General features: G+C 70.5%; 16 protein-coding genes and 1 pseudogene. 7 read left to right on the forward strand and 10 right to left on the reverse strand.

The window, feature by feature from the left end; genetic code table 11:
- Positions 1-508 precede the first annotated feature (508 nt).
- From AWX74_RS25770 to xseA, 3 genes and pseudogenes are all read right to left on the reverse strand, one after another.
- On the reverse strand, positions 509-1,066 hold the full coding sequence (locus tag AWX74_RS25770) for a DUF4245 domain-containing protein (RefSeq protein ID WP_006542734.1): 558 nt from the start codon (positions 1,064-1,066) through the stop codon (positions 509-511).
- A gap of 685 nt (positions 1,067-1,751) precedes the next feature.
- Complete coding sequence (locus tag AWX74_RS25775; RefSeq protein ID WP_091282124.1) at positions 1,752-2,036, reverse strand: exodeoxyribonuclease VII small subunit; 285 nt, start codon at positions 2,034-2,036, stop codon at positions 1,752-1,754.
- Positions 2,037-2,289: 253 nt separating this feature from the next.
- Positions 2,290-3,483, reverse strand: a pseudogene (gene xseA / locus AWX74_RS25780) (exodeoxyribonuclease VII large subunit); the annotation flags it as partial.
- A 121-nt stretch (positions 3,484-3,604) separates the two neighbouring features.
- Between xseA and AWX74_RS25785 the strand changes: the two are divergent.
- From AWX74_RS25785 to sthA, 3 genes are all read left to right on the forward strand, one after another.
- Positions 3,605-4,564: a 4-hydroxy-3-methylbut-2-enyl diphosphate reductase gene (locus AWX74_RS25785; RefSeq protein ID WP_091282129.1), complete on the forward strand. Its 960-nt coding sequence runs from the start codon at positions 3,605-3,607 to the stop codon at positions 4,562-4,564.
- 505 nt (positions 4,565-5,069) lie between these two features.
- Positions 5,070-6,461 carry a class II fumarate hydratase gene (locus AWX74_RS25790; RefSeq protein WP_091282132.1) on the forward strand — a complete coding sequence of 464 codons (1,392 nt, stop codon included), beginning with the start codon at positions 5,070-5,072 and terminating at the stop codon, positions 6,459-6,461.
- Positions 6,462-7,026: 565 nt separating this feature from the next.
- Complete coding sequence (gene sthA / locus AWX74_RS25795) at positions 7,027-8,439, forward strand: Si-specific NAD(P)(+) transhydrogenase (protein ID WP_054565496.1); 1,413 nt, start codon at positions 7,027-7,029, stop codon at positions 8,437-8,439.
- A gap of 103 nt (positions 8,440-8,542) precedes the next feature.
- On the opposite strand, the gene AWX74_RS25800 is transcribed toward sthA, so the two are convergent.
- Positions 8,543-9,640 (reverse strand): DUF3616 domain-containing protein, encoded by a 1,098-nt coding sequence (locus AWX74_RS25800; protein WP_091282134.1) that lies wholly within the window; start codon positions 9,638-9,640, stop codon positions 8,543-8,545.
- Positions 9,641-9,650: 10 nt separating this feature from the next.
- Positions 9,651-10,169, reverse strand: coding sequence for an NUDIX domain-containing protein (locus AWX74_RS25805; protein WP_226932772.1), 519 nt, complete (start codon positions 10,167-10,169; stop codon positions 9,651-9,653).
- A gap of 477 nt (positions 10,170-10,646) precedes the next feature.
- Here AWX74_RS25805 and AWX74_RS25810 point away from each other — a divergent pair, with 477 nt between their 5' ends.
- Entirely contained in the window at positions 10,647-11,285 is a 639-nt protein-coding gene (locus AWX74_RS25810) for a hypothetical protein (protein WP_091282140.1), read from the forward strand.
- A gap of 81 nt (positions 11,286-11,366) precedes the next feature.
- Here AWX74_RS25810 and AWX74_RS25815 read toward each other — a convergent pair whose 3' ends face one another.
- On the reverse strand, positions 11,367-12,113 hold the full coding sequence (locus tag AWX74_RS25815; RefSeq protein ID WP_091282143.1) for an adenylate kinase family protein: 747 nt from the start codon (positions 12,111-12,113) through the stop codon (positions 11,367-11,369).
- A gap of 456 nt (positions 12,114-12,569) precedes the next feature.
- On the opposite strand from AWX74_RS25815, the gene AWX74_RS25820 reads away from it, so the two are divergent.
- Entirely contained in the window at positions 12,570-14,021 is a 1,452-nt protein-coding gene (locus AWX74_RS25820; protein WP_091282146.1) for a hypothetical protein, read from the forward strand.
- Positions 14,022-14,033: 12 nt separating this feature from the next.
- Here the strand turns inward: AWX74_RS25820 and AWX74_RS25825 are convergent, their stop codons facing one another.
- A complete protein-coding gene (locus AWX74_RS25825) occupies positions 14,034-14,774 on the reverse strand; it encodes a maleylpyruvate isomerase N-terminal domain-containing protein (RefSeq protein ID WP_091282149.1) in 741 nt (246 codons plus the stop codon).
- 42 nt (positions 14,775-14,816) lie between these two features.
- A complete protein-coding gene (locus tag AWX74_RS25830; RefSeq protein WP_091282151.1) occupies positions 14,817-15,431 on the reverse strand; it encodes a hypothetical protein in 615 nt (204 codons plus the stop codon).
- 198 nt (positions 15,432-15,629) lie between these two features.
- On the opposite strand from AWX74_RS25830, the gene AWX74_RS25835 reads away from it, so the two are divergent.
- On the forward strand, positions 15,630-16,301 hold the full coding sequence (locus AWX74_RS25835) for a JAB domain-containing protein (protein ID WP_091282370.1): 672 nt from the start codon (positions 15,630-15,632) through the stop codon (positions 16,299-16,301).
- Positions 16,302-16,435: 134 nt separating this feature from the next.
- Here AWX74_RS25835 and AWX74_RS25840 read toward each other — a convergent pair whose 3' ends face one another.
- A complete protein-coding gene (locus tag AWX74_RS25840; RefSeq protein WP_091282154.1) occupies positions 16,436-16,849 on the reverse strand; it encodes a hypothetical protein in 414 nt (137 codons plus the stop codon).
- Between the two features lie 311 nt (positions 16,850-17,160).
- On the opposite strand from AWX74_RS25840, the gene AWX74_RS25845 reads away from it, so the two are divergent.
- Positions 17,161-17,607, forward strand: coding sequence for an HIT family protein (locus tag AWX74_RS25845; protein ID WP_091282156.1), 447 nt, complete (start codon positions 17,161-17,163; stop codon positions 17,605-17,607).
- 295 nt (positions 17,608-17,902) lie between these two features.
- Here AWX74_RS25845 and msrA read toward each other — a convergent pair whose 3' ends face one another.
- Positions 17,903-18,568 (reverse strand): peptide-methionine (S)-S-oxide reductase MsrA, encoded by a 666-nt coding sequence (gene msrA / locus AWX74_RS25850; protein WP_091282160.1) that lies wholly within the window; start codon positions 18,566-18,568, stop codon positions 17,903-17,905.
- Positions 18,569-18,692 lie beyond the last annotated feature (124 nt).

Below are 18,692 nucleotides of genomic sequence, written 5' to 3' on the forward strand. Positions count from 1 at the left end.
GCCGCCCCGCGTGCCGCCGAGAGTTGCCTGGCTCCCATCACCACCGACGGCACGTCACCGTCGCGCTCCGGTGCGGCACCCCGGTCAGCCGGACGGGTCCGGCCCGCTCAGGGGCCCGACGCCAACGGCACGGCCCATCCATGATCTTGGTCGGCCGCCCCGCCAAGGGATCACAGAGCGGCGACGGAGCCGCCGGAAAAAATCTTCGGAGGCCGCGCAACCTTCGGTGGACGACCCGCGTCAAACAGGTTGATACGGGTGGCCGTCACGCGGAGGGGGCGTGACGGCCACCCGCGGTCGTTTCTGGTCAATCCGCGTTTCGGGGGTGCCCCCGGAGCCGCGTGGGCCGCGGGCCGCGGGGGGGCGCCGCGGCCCACGCCGGGTTGCGGCAGGCACAGGGTTGCGGCAGGCACAGGGCCACCGGCAGGCACAGGGTTGCGGCAGGCACAGGGCCACCGGCACGCGCCAGGCCACGGCAGTCACCGGCTACGGCAGACGCCCCGGTGAGTCAGGCCGCGCCCGAGACCGCGTTGACGTCGATCGGGCGCAGCGCGGCGGCGACGGTCGCCAGATCGGCCTGTTCCGCCCCACCTGGGCCGCCGCCGTCGTCGACGATCGACGTCACGCCGCCGGTGTCAACCCGGGTCAGCGCCAGGTGCCCGTCGCTGTCACGCCGTTCGTCCCAGGTCTGGCCGGCGACGTCCACCGAGCCCGTGATGGGTCGGTCGCCGAGGATGGCCTGCACGGCGTCGGGGGCGTTGCTCTGCAGGAACCGAGCGAAGGTCCGGTCATCCGGCCGGTCCACGACATAGCCGATGGTGATCCGGGTGTTGTCCCCGTCACTGGTTCCGCCGGAGGGCAGCGTCACCCGGACGGTGGTGGGCTTGAAGACCTCCGGCAGACCCGCTGGCGCCGAGGCAGGGTACGGCGCCTGGCGCGCGTACGCGCTGAGCGTGGCCTCGATGTCCTCGACCACGGCGACGTCGGGTTCGTCGTCGCCATGCGGCATCACGAAGACGAAGAAGACGGCGACTCCCGCCAGCACCACCGCGAGCGACAGCACCATGTCCCGAATTGTTTCCTGACCGCGTTGACGCGCCACGCCCTCAATCTTCCAGTTCCCGACCGCCGGACCGGCGCGACCAGAGCTGACCGCACCGGGGGCCGTCACCTGCAACCCCGCTACCTGACCCTACGGCCCGACCCGCCCCTGCCACCTCCGCCGGATCCACCCAACGTGTTACAGCCGGCACCGCCCCGGAGCCACCGCACGAGAATTCGCGCCGGCGCGCTCCGCGCGACCGCACAGAGATAACGGTCGGAGACGACCACATCACCCGGAGACACCTCACTGGCGCGCTACGCCTGCACTGCGACGTCTCAGTAGCTCCAGTGGCTCGTTGCCGGCAACCACCTCCTGCCGGCAACCACCTCCGCCGATCATCACTCCTGATGGTCGGCAAGGTGGACAATGTCACGGATTGAATCGATCAAGATCGCTGGTTGGCGGGCGGTGCTCGCGTTTCACGAACGCGGCCGAACCTCCGAAAACCCATAGCCCCGTGAACCCGCGACCCGGCGACCCGGCGACCCGGCGACCCGGCTTGTCAAGTCGCAAGAGTGAAGGATTTTGGTCGTTGGAACGACCAAAATCCTTCACTCTTGCGGGTCACCAAGCGACCCTGCGCCCCTTTTGCCCCTCTTGGGGTGAATTGATCGCACCGCGACCCGATGCGAGATCCACGCGGCCGTCACGCCGGCCCGAGCGGGTTCGCCGCGAGTCGGGACCGGGCGCCGTCCAGCAGGCGCTGGCACAGCGACGCGAGCTCCTCGCCGCGCTCCCAGAGTGTCAGCGACTCCTCCAGCGAGCACCCGCCGGCCTCCAGCCTGCGGACCACTTCCTCCAGCTCCGCACGCGCCGCCTCGTAGGTGACCTCGGAACCACCGTCGTGTGACGCGCGCGCGGTGGGCCGGCCGGCGCCGGGCTGACCGGCATCGGCCGCGCCCGCTGTCGGCGTCGCTTCAAGATCAGTCATCGTGGTCTCCATGTCCCTGCCCCGTGCCGGCGGATCCCCCGCTGGTTGTCTGGGTACTCACACCGCCTACGCCGACCACGTGCGCCCGCGTGGCCTCCGCGCCATCCACAGCGGCGGCATCCGGATCGACGTCATCCACAGTGGCGGGTGCGGCAGCGACGGCGGGTGCGGCGGCGACGGCGGGTGCGGCGGCGACGGCGGGTGCGGCGGCGACGGCGGGTGCGGCGGCGACGGCGGGTGCGGCGGCCACGCTGGCGGCGAAGGTACCGCCCGCGACCCTGACCACCAGCCGCTCGCCGCCGGCCACCTCGGCCGGTGACCGGACGACGAGGCCGTCGGCCCGCTGGACCAGGGCGTAGCCGCGGTCCAGCGTCGCGGCCGGCGACAGTGCGCGCATCCGGGCCGCGGCGTGTGCCAGGTCACGCTCGGCGACCTCCACCGCGTGCAGAACGCAGCGCCGCGACCGCGAGCGCAGGGTTTCGACTGCCTGTTCCCGGTGCTCGATCTCGCGCAGCGGCGCCGCCAGCACGGGACGACCCCGCAGGTCGGCGAGGCGGCGGGCCTCGATGTCGAGCCGGTGGGTGAGAACGCGGCGGGCCCGCCCACGCAGCGCGTCCACTCCGGCGGCCTGCTCGGCGACGTCGGGGACCACCCGCTTGGCCGCGTCCGTCGGGGTGGAGGCCCGAACATCGGCCACGAAGTCGAGCAGAGGTGTGTCCTGCTCGTGTCCGATTGCCGACACCACCGGTGTCCGGGCCGCGACAACGGCACGAAGGAGGGCCTCGTCCGAGAACGGTAGAAGATCTTCCAGGGAGCCGCCGCCGCGCGCGATGACGATCACCTCGACGGCGCCGTCGGCGTCCAGTTCGGCCAGTGCGTCGATGATCTGGCTCACCGCCAGCGGCCCCTGGACGGCCACCTCACGTAGCTCGATACGCACGGCCGGCCACCGACGGCGCGCGTTCTCGACGACGTCCCGCTCGGCTGCGGATGCACGGCCGGTAATCAGCCCGACGACTCCGGGCAGGAACGGCGGCCGCTTCTTGCGGCTCGCCGCGAACAGCCCCTCGGCCGCCAGCGTCGCCTTCAGCCGCTCCAGCCGGGCCAGCAGGGCGCCCGCACCAAGTGGCCGAATCTCCGTGACCGCAAGGGCCAACGTGCCCCTACCCGCGTGGAAGGACGGCTTCCCCCACACCACCACCCGGGCTCCGTCGACCAGCCCCGGACCGACCGCGTCGCACACCGCGCGGGGGCAGGTGACCCGCAGGGAGACGTCCGCCACGGAGTCACGCAGAGTCATGAAAACGGTCCCCATGCCGGGCCGGCGGGAGATCTCCGTGACCTGACCTTCAACCCAGACCCGCCCCAACCGGGAGATCCAGTCACCCATCGCCCGGGAGATCGTCCGCACCGGGAGCGGTTCGTCGGGCGTCGACGTCAGGGCCATCCACGCACCGTACGACCCACCGGGCCGGCAAGGTCATCACGGCTCGGACGATGTTCGCATCCGGTGATGCTCCGCTCGGCGGCCCTTGGCGCCGAGCGGCACCCGCGTAGACTGCTGCGACATGGGGCGGGTCCTGTTGGCCAAGCCGCGCGGCTACTGCGCGGGTGTCGATCGCGCGGTCCAGACCGTCGAGAAGGCACTCGATCTGTACGGGTCGCCGGTGTATGTACGCAAGCAGATCGTGCACAACGCCCACGTCGTCAAGACGTTGGAAGCGAAGGGCGCGATCTTCGTTGAAGAGACCGACGAGGTGCCGGTAGGCGCCACGGTGGTGTTCTCGGCGCACGGCGTGGCACCGACGGTCCACGAGGAGGCAGCCTCGCGTCAGCTCCGCACCATCGACGCGACGTGCCCCCTTGTCACCAAGGTGCACTCCGAGGCTCGCCGGTTCGCCAAGGAGGATCTTGACATCCTCCTGATCGGTCATGAGGGCCACGAGGAGGTGGTGGGCACCACTGGCCAGGCGCCGGACCGCATTCATCTCGTGGACGGTCCGGAGGACGCGGCTGCGGTGAAGGTCCGGGACCCGAAGCGGGTCGCGTTCCTCTCGCAGACGACACTGTCCGTCGACGAGACCATGACCACGGTGAACGCACTGCGCGAGCGCTTCCCGCATCTGCAGGGTCCACCGAACTCCGACATCTGCTATGCCACCCAGAACCGTCAGGTGGCAGTCAAGGAGATCGCCGAGAAGGTCGACCTCCTGATCGTCGTCGGCTCGCCGAACTCGTCGAACTCGGTCCGGCTCGTCGAGGTCGCCCTGGACGCGGGGGCACCGAAGTCCTTCCTGGTGGACGACTCCACCGAGGTGGACGAGAGCTGGCTCGACGGTGTCGAGACGGTCGGGGTGACGAGCGGGGCGTCGGTGCCCGAGGAGCTGGTCACGGGCGTCATGGCGTGGCTGGCGGAGCGCGGGTTCAACGACGTCGAGGAGGTCACCTCCGCCGACGAGCACCTGCTGTTCGCTCTCCCGCCGGAGCTCCGGCGGGACATCCGGGCCAAGGAGCGGGCCGCGGGCTGAGTCCCGCAGTAACCCGAAGCCCACAGGGGCCGAGGGATTTCCCGAACCGGGGCTCCGAGCATCGGTTCGAAACTTCGCGCCGGGTTCGGCGCGGCCGCACAAATCGTTGCGGTCGCGCCGAACCCGGCGCCTCTTTTTGCGCCCCCGACGCCCACGAACGTGCCACCAGTCCCGTCGGCGTGGCCGGCTCGGCACGCTGCACCGCCCGGGCATGACCACGCTGCGCCGCCGGGTGTGGCGGGGCACCGTCCGGCCTGCCCAGCGGCCCGTGCGGCGGGTGTGACGAGCATCCGCCATGACCTCGGCCCGGGCGACGGAAGCTCCTCATGTCCTAGGGTCGGCGGTGAGCCTTCTCCATCTCACGGTCCACGGCCGGGGGCCGCCGCAGGTCCGAGTCGACGACGGAAAAGGCTCAGTAGCTGGCCAGCGCCGCGGATGTCCTTCGCGGGTAGTCGCGCCGGCGACCGGCCAGGTCAATGTTGACGACATCTCGGGAGATCGGCGCATGAGCGAGCAGGAATACCGCATCGAGCACGACAGCATGGGTGACGTGCGGGTGCCGGCCTCGGCGAAATGGCGTGCGCAGACGCAGCGGGCGGTCGAGAACTTCCCCGTCTCCGGCCAGCGGATCTCCCGCGCCCACATCGCGGCGCTCGCCCGGATCAAGGCGGCCGCCGCGACGGTGAACGCGAAGCTCGGAGTACTCGACGGCGACGTGGCCGCGGCGATCGCCGAAGCCGCCGGCGAGGTGGCCCGCGGTGACTGGGACAACCAGTTCCCTCTCGACGTCTTCCAGACCGGCAGCGGCACCTCCTCCAACATGAACACCAACGAGGTGCTGGCGTCACTCGCCTCGGAGCGGCTCGGGCGGCCCGTCCACCCGAACGACCACGTGAACGCCTCGCAGTCGTCCAACGACGTCTTCCCGTCGTCGATCCACGTGGCGGCCACGCAGGGCATCGTGCACGAGCTGGTTCCCGCGCTCGACCACCTCGCGGTCTCGCTGGAGCGCAAGGCAACGGCGTTCGCCGGCGTGGTCAAGTCCGGGCGCACCCATCTGATGGACGCGACGCCGGTGACCCTCGGCCAGGAGTTCGGCGGCTACGCGGCGGCGGTCCGACTCGGCATCGAGCGGCTGAACGCCGCGCTGCCCCGGGTCGGCGAGCTCCCGCTGGGCGGCACGGCGGTCGGCACCGGAATCAACACGCCGCCCGGCTTCTCCGCCGCGGTCATCGCGGAGCTCGCGGCGACGACGGGGCTGCCGCTGACCGAGGCCCGTAACCACTTCGAGGCGCAGGCCTCGCGGGACGGGCTCGTCGAGGCGTCCGGTGTGCTGCGGGTGATCGCGATCTCGCTTTACAAGATCTCGAACGACCTGCGCTGGGCCTCCTCGGGCCCGCGGGCCGGCCTGGGCGAGATCCGGCTGCCCGACCTGCAGCCCGGTTCGTCGATCATGCCGGGCAAGGTCAACCCGGTCATCCCGGAGGCGGTCTGCCAGGTGGTCGCGCAGGTCGTCGGCAACGACGCCGCGGTGGCCTTCGGCGGCTCGGCGGGCAACTTCGAGCTGAACGTGATGCTGCCGGTCATCGCGCGCAACGTGCTGGAGTCGATTCACATCCTGTCGACGATCAGTCGGCTGTTCGCGGACCGGTGCATCGACGGCATCGCTGCGGACGAGGAGCGCTGCCGGCGGTACGCCGAGTCCTCGCCGTCGATCGTGACGCCGCTGAACAAGTACATCGGCTACGAGGAGGCCGCGAAGGTCGCCAAGCAGTCCCTGGCGGAGGAGAAGACCATCCGCGAGGTCGTGCTGGAGCGCGGCTACATCCAGGCGGGCAAGCTGACCGAGGCCGAACTCGACGCAGCCCTCGACGTGCTGTCGATGACGCACCCGTGACGCATCCGTAACCGGGCTCGGGCGGACCCGGGCTCGGGCGGACCCGGCTCCCTGGACGACCAGGCGAGCCGGGTCCCTCATGCCGTACCCGCCCCCCTGACGGTTCGGCACCCCGCCGCGGAAGCCGTGGAAGACCCCCCAGCCAGCCTCCACGACTCCCGCGACCCCCTGCGACAGGTCCAACGAGGCACCGGAACTTTCGTTACGGCCCCCGCGCCATGAATTTTCCACGGGGCATCGCAGCCCGGCGGGCCACCGCCGCTGCAGGTGCGCAGGCCGGCTGCCCCGCAGCCGCAGCCGCCGCGCAGCCGTAGCTGCAGCCGCAGCCGCCGCGCAGCCGGGAGCCAGCAGCCGGGGCACTCGCCCGGGTGGGCACCGGCGGACCAACCGCATCCACCTTGTGGCTGTATGTGTCCATCGACACGGACGTCCGACCCGGCGTCGCAGATGTGACGATGCGAGGAAGTGACCGGGAAAAAGACGTAACAACACCGAGTAGCGGGTGTTCCCGGTCGATCTGGCGGATAGCCTCGGCGTGACACGATAAATGACAGGGGGAAACGACGTGCATGAGGTCGATGTCCTTGTCATCGGTTCCGGGCCCGGCGGGCAGAAGGCCGCCATCGCCGCGGCCAAGCTCGGGCGCAGCGTCGCGGTCGTCGACAAGCGGGACATGATCGGCGGCGTCTGCATCAACACGGGCACCATCCCGTCCAAGACCCTGCGCGAAGCGGTCATGTACCTGACCGGGCTGGCTCAGCGCGAGGTGTACGGGCAGAGCTACCGACTCAAGGACGAGATCACCGTCTCGGACCTCTCCGCGCGGACGCAGCATGTGATCGGCCGTGAGATCGATGTGATCCGCAGCCAGCTCACCCGCAACCGGGTCCAGGTCCTCTCGGGTCTCGCGACCTTCATCGACCCCCACACCGTCAGCGTCCGCAGCCCGGGCGGGGTCGAGGAGCGGCAGGTCCGGGCAACGAAGATCATTATCGCGACCGGGACGAGGCCGGCGCGGCCCGACTCGGTCGACTTCGACGGCCGCACGGTCGTCGACAGCGACCAGATCCTCGATCTCGACCGCATCCCCGGTTCGATGGTCGTGGTCGGCGCAGGTGTGATCGGCATCGAGTACGCCTCGATGTTCGCCGCCCTGGGCACCAAGGTCACGGTGGTCGAGCGGCGCGACCGGATGCTCGACTTCTGCGACCTTGAGATCATCGAGGCGCTGAAGTACCAGCTTCGCGACCTCGCGGTGACCTTCCGGTTCCGGGAATCCGTGGTGTCCGTCGAGCGCCACAACGGCGGCACGCTCACCCTTCTGGAAAGCGGCAAGAAGATCCCGGCCGACACGGTCATGTACTCCGCCGGCCGGCAGGGCCTCACCGAGGTTCTCCAACTGCGCAACGCCGGGCTGTCCGCGGACAACCGCGGCCGCATCCTGGTCGGCCCGGACTTCCGGACCGAGGTCGACCACATCTACGCGGTCGGCGACGTCATCGGCTTCCCGGCCCTGGCGGCGACGTCCATGGAGCAGGGCCGGCTCGCCGCCTACGCGGCCTGCGGCGAGCCGACCACCGGGATGCGGGCCGAGCTGATGCCGATCGGCATCTACACGATCCCCGAGATCTCCTACGTGGGGAGCACCGAGGACGAGCTGACCGAACGTGCGGTGCCGTTCGAGGTGGGCATCGCCCGATACCGCGAGCTCGCCCGCGGCGCGATCCTCGGCGACTCCTACGGGATGCTGAAGCTCCTGGTCAGCCCGGAGGATGGCCGGCTGCTGGGGATCCACGTGTTCGGTACGCACGCCACCGAGCTGGTCCACATCGGGCAGGCCGTGATGGGGTGCGGCGGGACGGTCAACTACCTCGTCGACACCGTGTTCAACTACCCGACCCTCGCGGAGTCGTACAAGGTCGCGGCGCTCGACGCGATGAACAAGATGCGGGCGGTGGCTCGCATCTCGGGGCGGTAGCCGGCTCGTCGGCCGCCTGCCACCGGTCAGCGGCAGGCGGCCAGCGGCTGGGCAGGGTTGGGTAGTCAGCGGCGATCGGTCCGCCGACAGCCGGCCGGCGCGATCAGCGGCGGGCGGCCGGGAGCGCGACGATGTCCGCGAGGATCTCGTGGCGGTGCTGTCTGCGGTGCGCGGCGGGGCTGTCGTAGACGACGAGCACGGCGCGCCGCCCGAAGCCGGCGGGATCCGGCATCAGCGTGATGCCCTCGGCGTGGTCCACACCGTCGCCGTAGGGGACGTCGAGAACCTTCTCGATCGCCCCGTCATGCACCACGACGGACGTCTCGGCCCGCGCGGCGCCGCGCCAGGCGTGGATCCGGACGGGGCCGTCGAGGTCCATCGTCGGGCCGGCCAGGAGCAGGAGATCCTCGCCGTCCGCCATCAGGTCGCGCACACCGAGGCCGCCGAGGTCGAGGAAGTGCTTGCGGTAGACGGCGCCGTCGTCGAACGGGGCGAGCACCAGGTTCTGGCCGTCGGCCCCGGCGACCCGCAGCTCCAGGACAACCGCCCAGCCGCGCAGCACCGGACCTCGCAGCCCCAGGTAGATCCGCTCGCCGACGACGGCAAGGCCTTCGATGTCCAGGCCGTTGTCCTTGCTCGGGATCCGTAGGAAGGGGCCCAGGTGCGGGTCCTCCCGCAGCTCGCGGGTAAGCCGGGTGCTCTTGCTCAGGCCCAGGGCGGCCGCGGTCAGCATCTCGCCGGGGTGGGCCGGGTCCGGCGCCGATGCGACCAGCACCGGCCCGTCCTGGGTACTCACGACCGGAATTCGTCCAATGATATGACGGTTGCCGTTGTTGCTGATCTTGGCAAGCCGGGCGAGGGCGGCTTCGGTGGCGTGGTCCGCCCGTACTCTCTTGCGGGTTCTGGCATGCGACCCGGTGAACCACAGGTACCCGCCGGCGAGATCCAGGCCCTCGATGTCGATCTCCGGCACGACACCGTCCTCGTCGGCCGGCTCGGGCAGCGGCAGGAAGTCGCCGACCGGGAAGCTCACATGCTCCTCGAAGGCATCGCCGGCCGCGGTGAGGGTGACACGCTCGATCGTCACGGTCTCGTCGCCGCCGAGCCACAGGTGCCGCCCGTCGGAGCGCACCGTTGACAGCGACTCCGCAATGTCGATCACCAGGTGATCGTCGACGAATCGGATCGGAATCGTGTCCACTGAGCCTCCGTCAGACGCGGGAGCGGGCCGCCTCCGACCTGAGTTTGTCACCCAGCTTGCCTCGCACGTCGGCGATGCTCACCCACCGCCGGGAGCTCTGCCGGGAGGTGGGCTGTTCCAGAGCTCCGTCGGCGGCACGCAGCAGGAATGTGGCCTCGTAGTGAACATGCTCCGGCTCGTCCCGGGTCGGCACCGCATCGACGGGGTGCGGCGTGACATCGACCGGCAGCACGCTTGCCGGTATCAGCCCGTTCGCCTCGACCTCGGCCTGGGCCGCCAGGTGGCGCAGCGCGGCGCCGAGCAGCGACTGGTCCGCCCCGTCGACGTGACCACCGGGCAGCTTCCAGGACCTCCCGCCGGCTCTGGTGTGCAGCACCCGACCGTCGACGGAGACGAGGGCCACCCTGCAGGTCACATGGGCCGGGGTGGTGGTGGGAGTGACGATCGGCGGCCCGTGCAACGCCAGCACGATCAAGGAGCGCAGCAGGTCACGCTCCTGTGGATTCGCCTCGATGTACTTCAGAGCCATACCGATCACCGCGTTGTTCGTGACCGTCACAAAAGGAACGTACAGCCACAAGACACCCCGGATGACGGCGCATCGCCGGGGCTTACCCGCGGGTCCGTCCACGCGTAGCCGCCTCCACCACGCGTCAACAATGGGCGCACATCTGGACATATCCGAGCAAAAAGCGATGACCGACCGGCCTGACGATCAGTGGCCCTGTTCCAGGTCCGCGGCCCACGGTCAGGGGCGCCACAGATCCAGTCGGCGACGGAACAAGGCGCGGCCTCGACCGCGCGCCCCGATGCCGTCGATGCCTTCGATGCCACCGATGCCGACCGGAGACCACTGAATGCCGTGAGTGGTCGCATTGGTGACAGGCCGGGAGAAGCCACGAGGATGCCCCGTTAGGGTGTCCTTCGGCCGATCTTGCGCACAGCGGTCCGCGCCGACAGGTCGCGGCCAACACCACGTGCCGATCGTGAGAGGGGGCGACCGGGCATGCACCACTTCACCCGCACCCGGGTCCGGCGAGTCGTCGGGCCCGTGGACGGCGACGGATCGGGCGACCGGACCATGGAACGGGGCCGCCGCGGCACCCGGCTGCTCGCCGCGGGAGCCGCCGCTGCCGCCGCCGTCGCGCTCGCCGGCTGTGGCGGCGGCGACAGCCTCGACGACCTACCCACTCCGTCGGTGCCGGCCTCGCTGCCCGACGGCGCGCGGTCCGGCCTGCCCACGGCCCTGCCGACCGGCCTGGCCTCGCTGCTGCCGTCCGGCATCCCGACGGGAGTCCCGACGTCGCTGCCCGGCGTCGGCACCGTGGACACCGCGACGGGGGCGGACGCGCTGAAGGGCACGAACGTCCCGTCGGGCTTCCCGGTCCCGCCCAAGGCCACGGTCGAGGTCGGGGCCACCGCCGGCAGCCACTCCACGGTGACGATGCGGGGCGTGGACCAGGACGAGGTACGCACGTTCTACCGCCAGGCGCTGCCGGCCGCCGGTTACGAGATCACCTCGGACACCGAGGTCCGCGGCATCGCCAACACGATGGCTTTCAAGGGGCATGGGGTGACCGGCACCATCGCGGCCGCCTCTCTCGGCTCCGCGAACACGATCACTGTTCTTTTCGAGAAGCAGTAACCGAACCAGCCGCGCGGCCGGCTGGCCGGCCGCGGCCGGCCGCGACCGGCCGATCTGGCCACCGCGCGGCCGGCTGGCCGATCAGCTGGCCGATCGGTCAGCCGCGGCCGGCTGGTCACCCGGCTGGCCGTTCATCCGGTCCGCGGGTGGCCCGGCGGCCCGGCCCGTGGGCCGGGCGGCGAGGGCTCGAGGTGACGGCAGGTCGAAGTGCTCACGGATCTCCGCCTGCACCTCCAGCACCGATCGCCGGGCATCCACGACGGCGACATGCTCCTTGCGCTGGAAGATGTCCATCACCGGCCGGGTCTTCGCGTGGTACTCCGAGAGCCGGACGGCCAGCGCCTCCGGGTTGTCGTCGGAGCGGGTCACCAGCGCTCCCCCGCAGACGTCACAGGTGTCCTCGACCTGCGGGCGACTCGCGATCAGGTTGTAGTCGAGCCCGCACCGTGAGCACAGCCGACGCGCCAGCACCCGGCGAACGACCTCCTCGTCGGGGAGGTCGAGGTAGATGACCCCGTCTATGTCGTAGCTCTCCAGGAAGAACTCGGCCTGCCGGGCGTTGCGCGGAAAGCCGTCGATGATGAACCCGTAGTTCCAGTCATGCTCGGTCAGTCGCGCCCGGACCACCGACTCGACGAGGTCGTCGCCCACCAGGTGCCCGCTGGCCACGATCCGCCTGACCTGCGCACCGATCTTCGTATGGTGTTGCACGTTCCAGCGGAAGACATCGCCGACGCTGATGTGCACCAGGTCGAGCTCGTCCGCCATCAGCTTCGCCTGGGTGCCCTTGCCGCTTCCCTGGACACCCATGATCACAAACTTGCGCACGGTGCCTCCCAGCGTGCTCGACGGCGCTGTCCCCAGGCACGCACCCCTGGAGGAATGATGCCGGACGCGATTGCGCGACCGCGTGATCGGCGGGCACGTTCGGTTGGGTATCCGGCTGCCCGGCGACGCGACGTCCGCCACCCTCCCAGCGCCTGCCGCCGGCCGCCATCGGCGCGCGCCATCACCGGGGGCCGGGGGCACCCGGATGACCACCCCCACCCAGGTGCCCCCGGGGGTGACGGGCCGATGACATCGGCCTGACTACTGGGAGTGCGCGGGACCGTACCGTGTAACGGCGCCTACCAGGACGACAGCTCCCATCGTGGGGAGCCGGCTGCGACCGAACGCAACGTACCCGTCAGGATGGAGGCGCGCGGGATGGCGCGACGATTCGGGACGAGTGGGACATGGCCGCGGCCGCGGTGGGGACTCCCGGATCACACGGAGGGGAATCGGGTGTCTGGGCAACTTCGCCGGCTGTTCGGTGGCGGCCTGGCCGTCGCCATGCTTGCCGTCACATTCGCGGCCTGCGGTTCCGACGAGAAGGACGCCGCCCCGCCGGCTGAGGTCGTGCTTGAACGAGCAGCCGAGACGACCGTCCCGTTCAGCGTCGCGACCGCCGGCGAGGTCGTGCTGGATATCACCACCGAGGCGCCCGGGGTCTCCTGGGGAACCGTCGGCTCCGAGTCCGCGGTCGTCTCCATGTTCGTGGACGGCAACTACACGACGGACCTGGTGATCCCCGCGTCCTTCGCGATCAGGCGCAGTCTGGCGCTGGGCAGTCTCACCGCTGGCGAGCACGCGCTGCGCCTGCAGTTCGCCGCGGACCGCTCGCCCCAGGGTTCCACCCAGGCCAAGCTGTCCAGGTTCGCCTTCCGGACGATCACCCCGGGTGACTCCCACTACGCCGCGGCCCGCAACGCCCCTGTGCTGTACGGGCGCACGACACCGAACCCGGCGCTGCTCGCCGGCACACCCGCGACCGGCCCCTACCAGAACGCGCTGACCGACTCGCCGCTCGTCGCCTTCTACTCGGAGACGGAGACGGCGATCTCCGGGCACCGGCTGCTGACCTACTCCATGATCTGGAGCAACGAGGACGGCGGGACGTCGACGCCCGCGCTGATGGCCCAGTGGGGACGCACCACGGACATCGAGTGGACCTATCGGGTCGAGGTCGACGCCGCGGGCAACGCCGTGCCCGGCAGTGCGACCGTGCAGGGCCCCGACCATGTCGACACGCCGTTCACCGGCAAGGTCGAGGGCACCCATCCGGTGCTGCAGACCTGCACACTGAACAACAACATCTGCAACCAGACGGACGGGCAGATGCGGTTCTCCCTCGCCGTCGGCGACCCACTGGACCCGGTCAACCAGGCCCGCGAACACGTCATGGACGAGAACCCGTGGACGTACTGGGTGATGGCCCAGGAGGTCAACCGCGAGGGCAAGGTCACCGAGGCGCCCGAGGCGTCGTCCACCGAGCAGATCGCAGACCCGCGCACCTACCTGTACCTGGTTCTCCGTAAGACCACCAGCAAGCCGAACACCGACAACGCCTGGATCGGGGTCTCGGTCGGGGTGCGGCTGTCCGGCAACCCGACCACCTTCCGGTCGAACCAGGTGTACCCCGCGTGGTCCCTTGAGCGGGACTCTCCCGCCCAGACCGCGATCGCGCTCCCGCCGGGAACGGTCGCCGAGGACATCGCCTCCATCCAGGCGACCCGGGTCGTCGGCAAGGGCTACGACACCGGTGCCAGCGTCCAGATCGACTCCATCGAGCAGGCGTTCTTCCTCGACCCGGACGGGCTGCCGCAGGAGTCGTTCCTGTTCACTCCGGCGAAGGCGACCCTGACCGCGGGATCCCCGACCGCCACGCTGTTCCGCCGCACGGGCGGCGCCTCCTGACGCCGGGCGTTCCTATCGCCCGCACTGCAGCGCACGCAGCAGGTCGGCCTCGCCGAAGGCGGTGAGGCCGCCGCCGCGCGGACCGGGATCGGCCGGATCGAGCCGGCCCCACAGCGCGAGCAGGACGGGCCCGGCAGGTCCGCGCAGCGCCGCGTCACCCTTCGCATGCTCGGTCGTCACCGTCGCGGCCGGGCCGGCGAACCGCACCAGCCACTCACCGGGGATGTCGGTGAGGTGGACGTGCGCCGTGCCCTCACCAGGGGGCGAGATCCCGACCACCCGGGCCGCCGGCAACAGCAACGTCAGCACCTCGTCGACCGCGTCCGCGGCCTGCTCGGGCACGAACTCGGAAGGCTCACCGAAGGCGCTGGCCGCGTCCCAGGCGTGCACGAGGGTCTCGTTGGCCAGCCGGCGCGGCCAGAAGGAGGCGAGACCGGGGGTGATGTGGGCGGTGAACGTCCAGGCCGGCGTGGCCGGATCGACGTCCCGCAAGGCGGCCAGGACGTCCGCGACGGCCTTGCGGTAGTAGGCCGTGAGCTCGGTGTCGTCTCGTGGCGGCGCCGGCACCCGCTCGGGTTCCGCGGTCGTGCCCCGTGGGAGGTGCCTCGCGGTGACGGTGTACAGCCGGCTGACATGGGAAACCAGCCGGCGGCAGTCCCAGCCGGGGCAGCCGGGGACGGCGGCGTTCAGATCACGTAGCGCCGAGTCGAGCAGGGCGTCCGCATGGGATTCCAGCCTCGCCAGGTAATCCATTGCACGAAGTCTCGCAGCATCCGCCGCCGCAGTCGCGGACTGTCACCCGCTCGAGGCCGGCTGGACAGTCTGCGCGGGCTGCCCCAGGTCGGCCGCGAGCCTGGTCCAGGTGCCGTCCGCGGTGTCGAGCGCCGCGGTCGTCCGCCCCAGCAGGGAGGGGACCGACTCCTTCGTGCCGTCGAACAGGTTGCCGCAGACCGCCGCCGCGCTGGTGTAGGCGGCGGCGCCATCCGACCAGGCCTGGTGCGCGGCCTGGGCGGGCGCGGCCGTCACGGCCGCCGCCCGCTGTGCCGCCTCCCCCAGGGTGACGCACGCCGGCTGCAACGAAAGCCCGTCGTTGGCGGTGATGAAGGCCCGGACGTCCGTGGCCGCCCTGGCGATGGTGGCACGTTCGGTGGCCGTCGACTCGTACCAGGCATCGAGCTCGGCGCTTACGTCGACGGTCGGCGGTGCCGCCGCGCCGGTTTCGGCACCGACGCTGGTCTCATCGCCGACCAGGAGCCAGACCGCGACGACGGCGACGACGCCGATCGCGGCGAGCATCGTCAGGCCGGTTCTCCGCTCCTGGCGGCTGAGCTGGTCCCACGTCCGGAAATCGCTACCGCGTGTGCGGTAGCCGATACCACTTGTATGGAGGTCGTAACTACGGCGAGCCAACTTTTTCTCCCACGCGCCGAGGTGTGCAGGCACAAGACAGACGCGCAGGCAGCCGCGGACGTTGCGGACCCCTCGAGGCGGCCGACCGCGAAGCCTGTCGTACCCAACCCCTACCGTAGTCGCACACAGGAACAACGCGGGCACCAGCACACACACGGAACGCCGGGAGAGAACACACCGGAAACGGGGGAAGTGAACATGCGGTTGAAGGACCTCCCCGCCCATGAAAGGCCACGTGAACGGGTGCTTGCGCGCGGCGTCGAGGCGTTGGCCGATCGTGAGCTGCTCGCGATCCTCCTGGGCTCCGGCACTCCCGGAAGCGATGCCGTCGAGCTCGCCGCCCGGCTCATCGCCCGGCACGGCGGCCTCCACGACCTGTCCCGGGCCGACCCGCAGGAGCTGACCTGTCAGCCGGGGGTCGGGCCGGCGAAGGCGGCGCGGATCTGCGCCGCGTTCCACCTCGGCCACCGGGCCCGCGCACCGGGCGGGGCGGTGGCGGCGGTGGGCAGCACCGCCGCGCTGGCCGCCGCGGCGGCGCCGCTGCTGCGCGGTCTGCGCGGCGAGCGCGTCGTCGTGGTCGTGTGCGACGGCAACGGCGCGGTGCTGCGAGCCAGCCTGCTCAGCCAGGGGACGTCCACGGCCAGTGCGTTGAGTGTCCGTGAGCTGCTCACCCAGGTGCTGCGCTGCGGCGGCTCCGCCTTCGGCCTGGCCCACAACCACCCGGGCGGCGACCCGGAGCCGAGCCTCGCCGACCGCCAGGTGACCCACCGGATCCAGGAGGCAGCCGAGGTCCTCGGCCTGCGATTCCTCGATCATGTGATCATCACGGACGAGACCTGGCGCCGGGTCGAAGCGACGCCGGAATCATGAGGCACCGTGGCCGGAAGGCGCCGTCAGGCCACCCGATGGTCACGAGCACGCGCCGAGTACCTGCTCGGCGCAAACAGCGGACCGCCGTATCCGACGGCACAGCGGATACGGCGGTCTCCCGCGATTGCCTCGGATCAGGACAGCTTGACCCAGTAGCTGCCACACACCCGCAGGTAAGGAACGCTCTTGACGACCTGTCGGACCTTTCCGAGCCAGATCTCGGTTGTGGTCACCGTCTTGTACAGCGCCGAGATCGGCGCCGTTCCCGTGACCAGGAGCCCGTTCGCACGGAACTGGCCGCGGTAGACGCCGTCGAACCAGAAGTTCACGTTGGTCACACCACCGACGATCACTCCGCGGAACTGTGCGGAGTGCCGACGGTCGACCCCAAGGTAGCTGGCGGTCGAAGACACGGGCAGCTGGCGGTCCGTGCAGGTGGTGGTGGCTGCGGTCGCGGTCCCCTGCCCGAAGCCGAGAGTGGCCACGACCGCCGCGACGACAAGCGCCATTGCCGCCACCCGCGTGGGCAGCCGCCGAACAACAATCATTGAGTTACCCCCCAGGCAGACCGACGTAGAGACCCATCCCCCGATGGGCCGATTCGGCCTGCTCGCGCAGAGCGTACCAATGCGGACAGTCATGCCCTCGCCTGTTTGGCCGCCCGTGGCAGGCTTCCAGCCAAACCTGATAACGGCAGTGGGCCGGAGTTTCAGCCGCGTGGCCCGGAAGGTGCACGGAAGGGTCACTCATCCTACCCAGGACGGGAACGGAGGAAATCCGTCGACGCGTCGGAGAAACCGAAGGACCATGGGATGAATTCAGGTCAACAACGGAAAATCATCATCGGAGAGGTCCGGCCATGACCGATGACCCCTGTGTCTTCTGCGCGATCGTACGAGGCGAGGCCGAGGCAAGCCTGATCTACGAGGACGACGATGTCGTGGCCTTCACGGACCACGCGCCGGTTACTCCCGGCCACCTTCTGGTCGTACCGCGGACGCACGCCATCGGCTTGGAGGACCTGGCCGAGGAGGACGGCGCCCGGGTGTGGAGCGTCGCGCACCTCCTGGGCCGGGCGTTGCGCCGTTCCCCGCTGCGCTGCGAAGGAGTCAACCTCTTCCTCGCCGACGGCGAGGCCGCCTTCCAGGAGGTGTTCCACGTGCACCTCCATGTCTTTCCGCGCTTCGCCGGCGACACCTTCCGGATAAGTGCCGACTGGCGGGTCCGCGCGCGGGCAGAGCTCGACGAGTCCGCGGCCGCCGTCCGCGCCGGCCTGGCCGAACTGTCGCCTACCGTGCAGCCCTGATCCACTGACGCGCCTGCGGCGCCGCCACGGGCGCATCCGACCGAATTCGGTGCGGTCAGGCGGCCTGGACCGCGCCGACACCCCGTCCTCTGTTCCTCCAGGCATTGCAGACCGGGTCGGATGCGTATGGAACGGAGCGGTGTCGGACTTTCCGAAATGATCATGGGCCTCGGCGCCCCCGAGCTGAGATGCCCGTCCTGACCCTTCCGACCCTTCGGACGCCGACCACGGCCACGGGTCTGGGCGCGCTGGCCGTCAGCCGGTCAGGCCCCTGGCCCAACCGGCTGACGATCGTTCAGGACTCCGCCTGCGCGAAACCGACGGGGCAGCTGACTCCCGTGCCGCCGAGGCCGCAGTAGCCGTGCGGGTTCTTGCTGTCCGAGAGGTACTGCTGGTGGTATTCCTCGGCGTAGTAGAACGGCCCGGCCGGGGCGATCTCGGTGGTGATCTGCGGGTAGCCGGCGGCGTCGAGCACACGCTGGAAGGCGTCCCGGCTGGCGAGCGCGGCCGTGGCCTGCTCGTCGCTGGTCGTGTAGATCGCCGAGCGGTACTGGGTGCCCACGTCGTTGCCCTGGCGCATGCCCTGCGTCGGGTCGTGGCTCTCCCAGAACACACGCAGCAGCTCGTCGTAGCCGACCTTCGCCGGGTCGTAGACGACGAGCACGGCCTCGGTGTGGCCGGTCAGGCCGGAGCAGGTCTCCTCATAGGTCGGGTTCGGCGTGTGCCCACCCGCGTAGCCGACCGCGGTCGTGTACACACCGGGGACCTGCCAGAACTTCCGCTCGGCACCCCAGAAACAGCCGAGCCCGAACACCGCCGTCTGCAGGCCCGCCGGGAAGGGGCCGAGCAGGGACGTCCCGAGAACGGTGTGGCGGCCAGGGTTGGTGAGGATCGGTGCGGAACGGCCGGGCAGCGCCTGCTCGGCCGTCGGGATGGTCGTCTTGTGGCGACCGAAGAACATCACGAACCACCTCCGTGCTTCCACCCACACAACCACGGCGACGCGTCAGTAGTTCCCGCGAAAGTTTCTCCGGTGGCCACCGGGTCCGGCCTCGTCGCCTGCCACTACCAGCGACGAGGCCATC

Source organism: Parafrankia irregularis, assembly GCF_001536285.1.
Taxonomy (GTDB): Bacteria; Actinomycetota; Actinomycetes; order Frankiales; family Frankiaceae; genus Parafrankia; species Parafrankia irregularis.

Bases quoted from the DNA above. Each gene is read 5' to 3' on its own strand.
- AWX74_RS25825 (WP_091282149.1), bottom strand. From the start codon at position 14,774: ATGGATTACCTGGCGAGGCTGGAATCCCATGCGGACGCCCTGCTCGAC.
- AWX74_RS25810 (WP_091282140.1), top strand. From the start codon at position 10,647: ATGCACCACTTCACCCGCACCCGGGTCCGGCGAGTCGTCGGGCCCGTG.
- msrA (WP_091282160.1), bottom strand. From the start codon at position 18,568: ATGTTCTTCGGTCGCCACAAGACGACCATCCCGACGGCCGAGCAGGCG.
- AWX74_RS25775 (WP_091282124.1), bottom strand. From the start codon at position 2,036: ATGACTGATCTTGAAGCGACGCCGACAGCGGGCGCGGCCGATGCCGGT.
- AWX74_RS25805 (WP_226932772.1), bottom strand. From the start codon at position 10,169: ATGGCTCTGAAGTACATCGAGGCGAATCCACAGGAGCGTGACCTGCTG.
- AWX74_RS25790 (WP_091282132.1), top strand. From the start codon at position 5,070: ATGAGCGAGCAGGAATACCGCATCGAGCACGACAGCATGGGTGACGTG.
- AWX74_RS25845 (WP_091282156.1), top strand. From the start codon at position 17,161: ATGACCGATGACCCCTGTGTCTTCTGCGCGATCGTACGAGGCGAGGCC.
- AWX74_RS25770 (WP_006542734.1), bottom strand. From the start codon at position 1,066: ATGGTGCTGTCGCTCGCGGTGGTGCTGGCGGGAGTCGCCGTCTTCTTC.
- AWX74_RS25785 (WP_091282129.1), top strand. From the start codon at position 3,605: ATGGGGCGGGTCCTGTTGGCCAAGCCGCGCGGCTACTGCGCGGGTGTC.
- AWX74_RS25835 (WP_091282370.1), top strand. From the start codon at position 15,630: ATGCGGTTGAAGGACCTCCCCGCCCATGAAAGGCCACGTGAACGGGTG.
- AWX74_RS25840 (WP_091282154.1), bottom strand. From the start codon at position 16,849: ATGATTGTTGTTCGGCGGCTGCCCACGCGGGTGGCGGCAATGGCGCTT.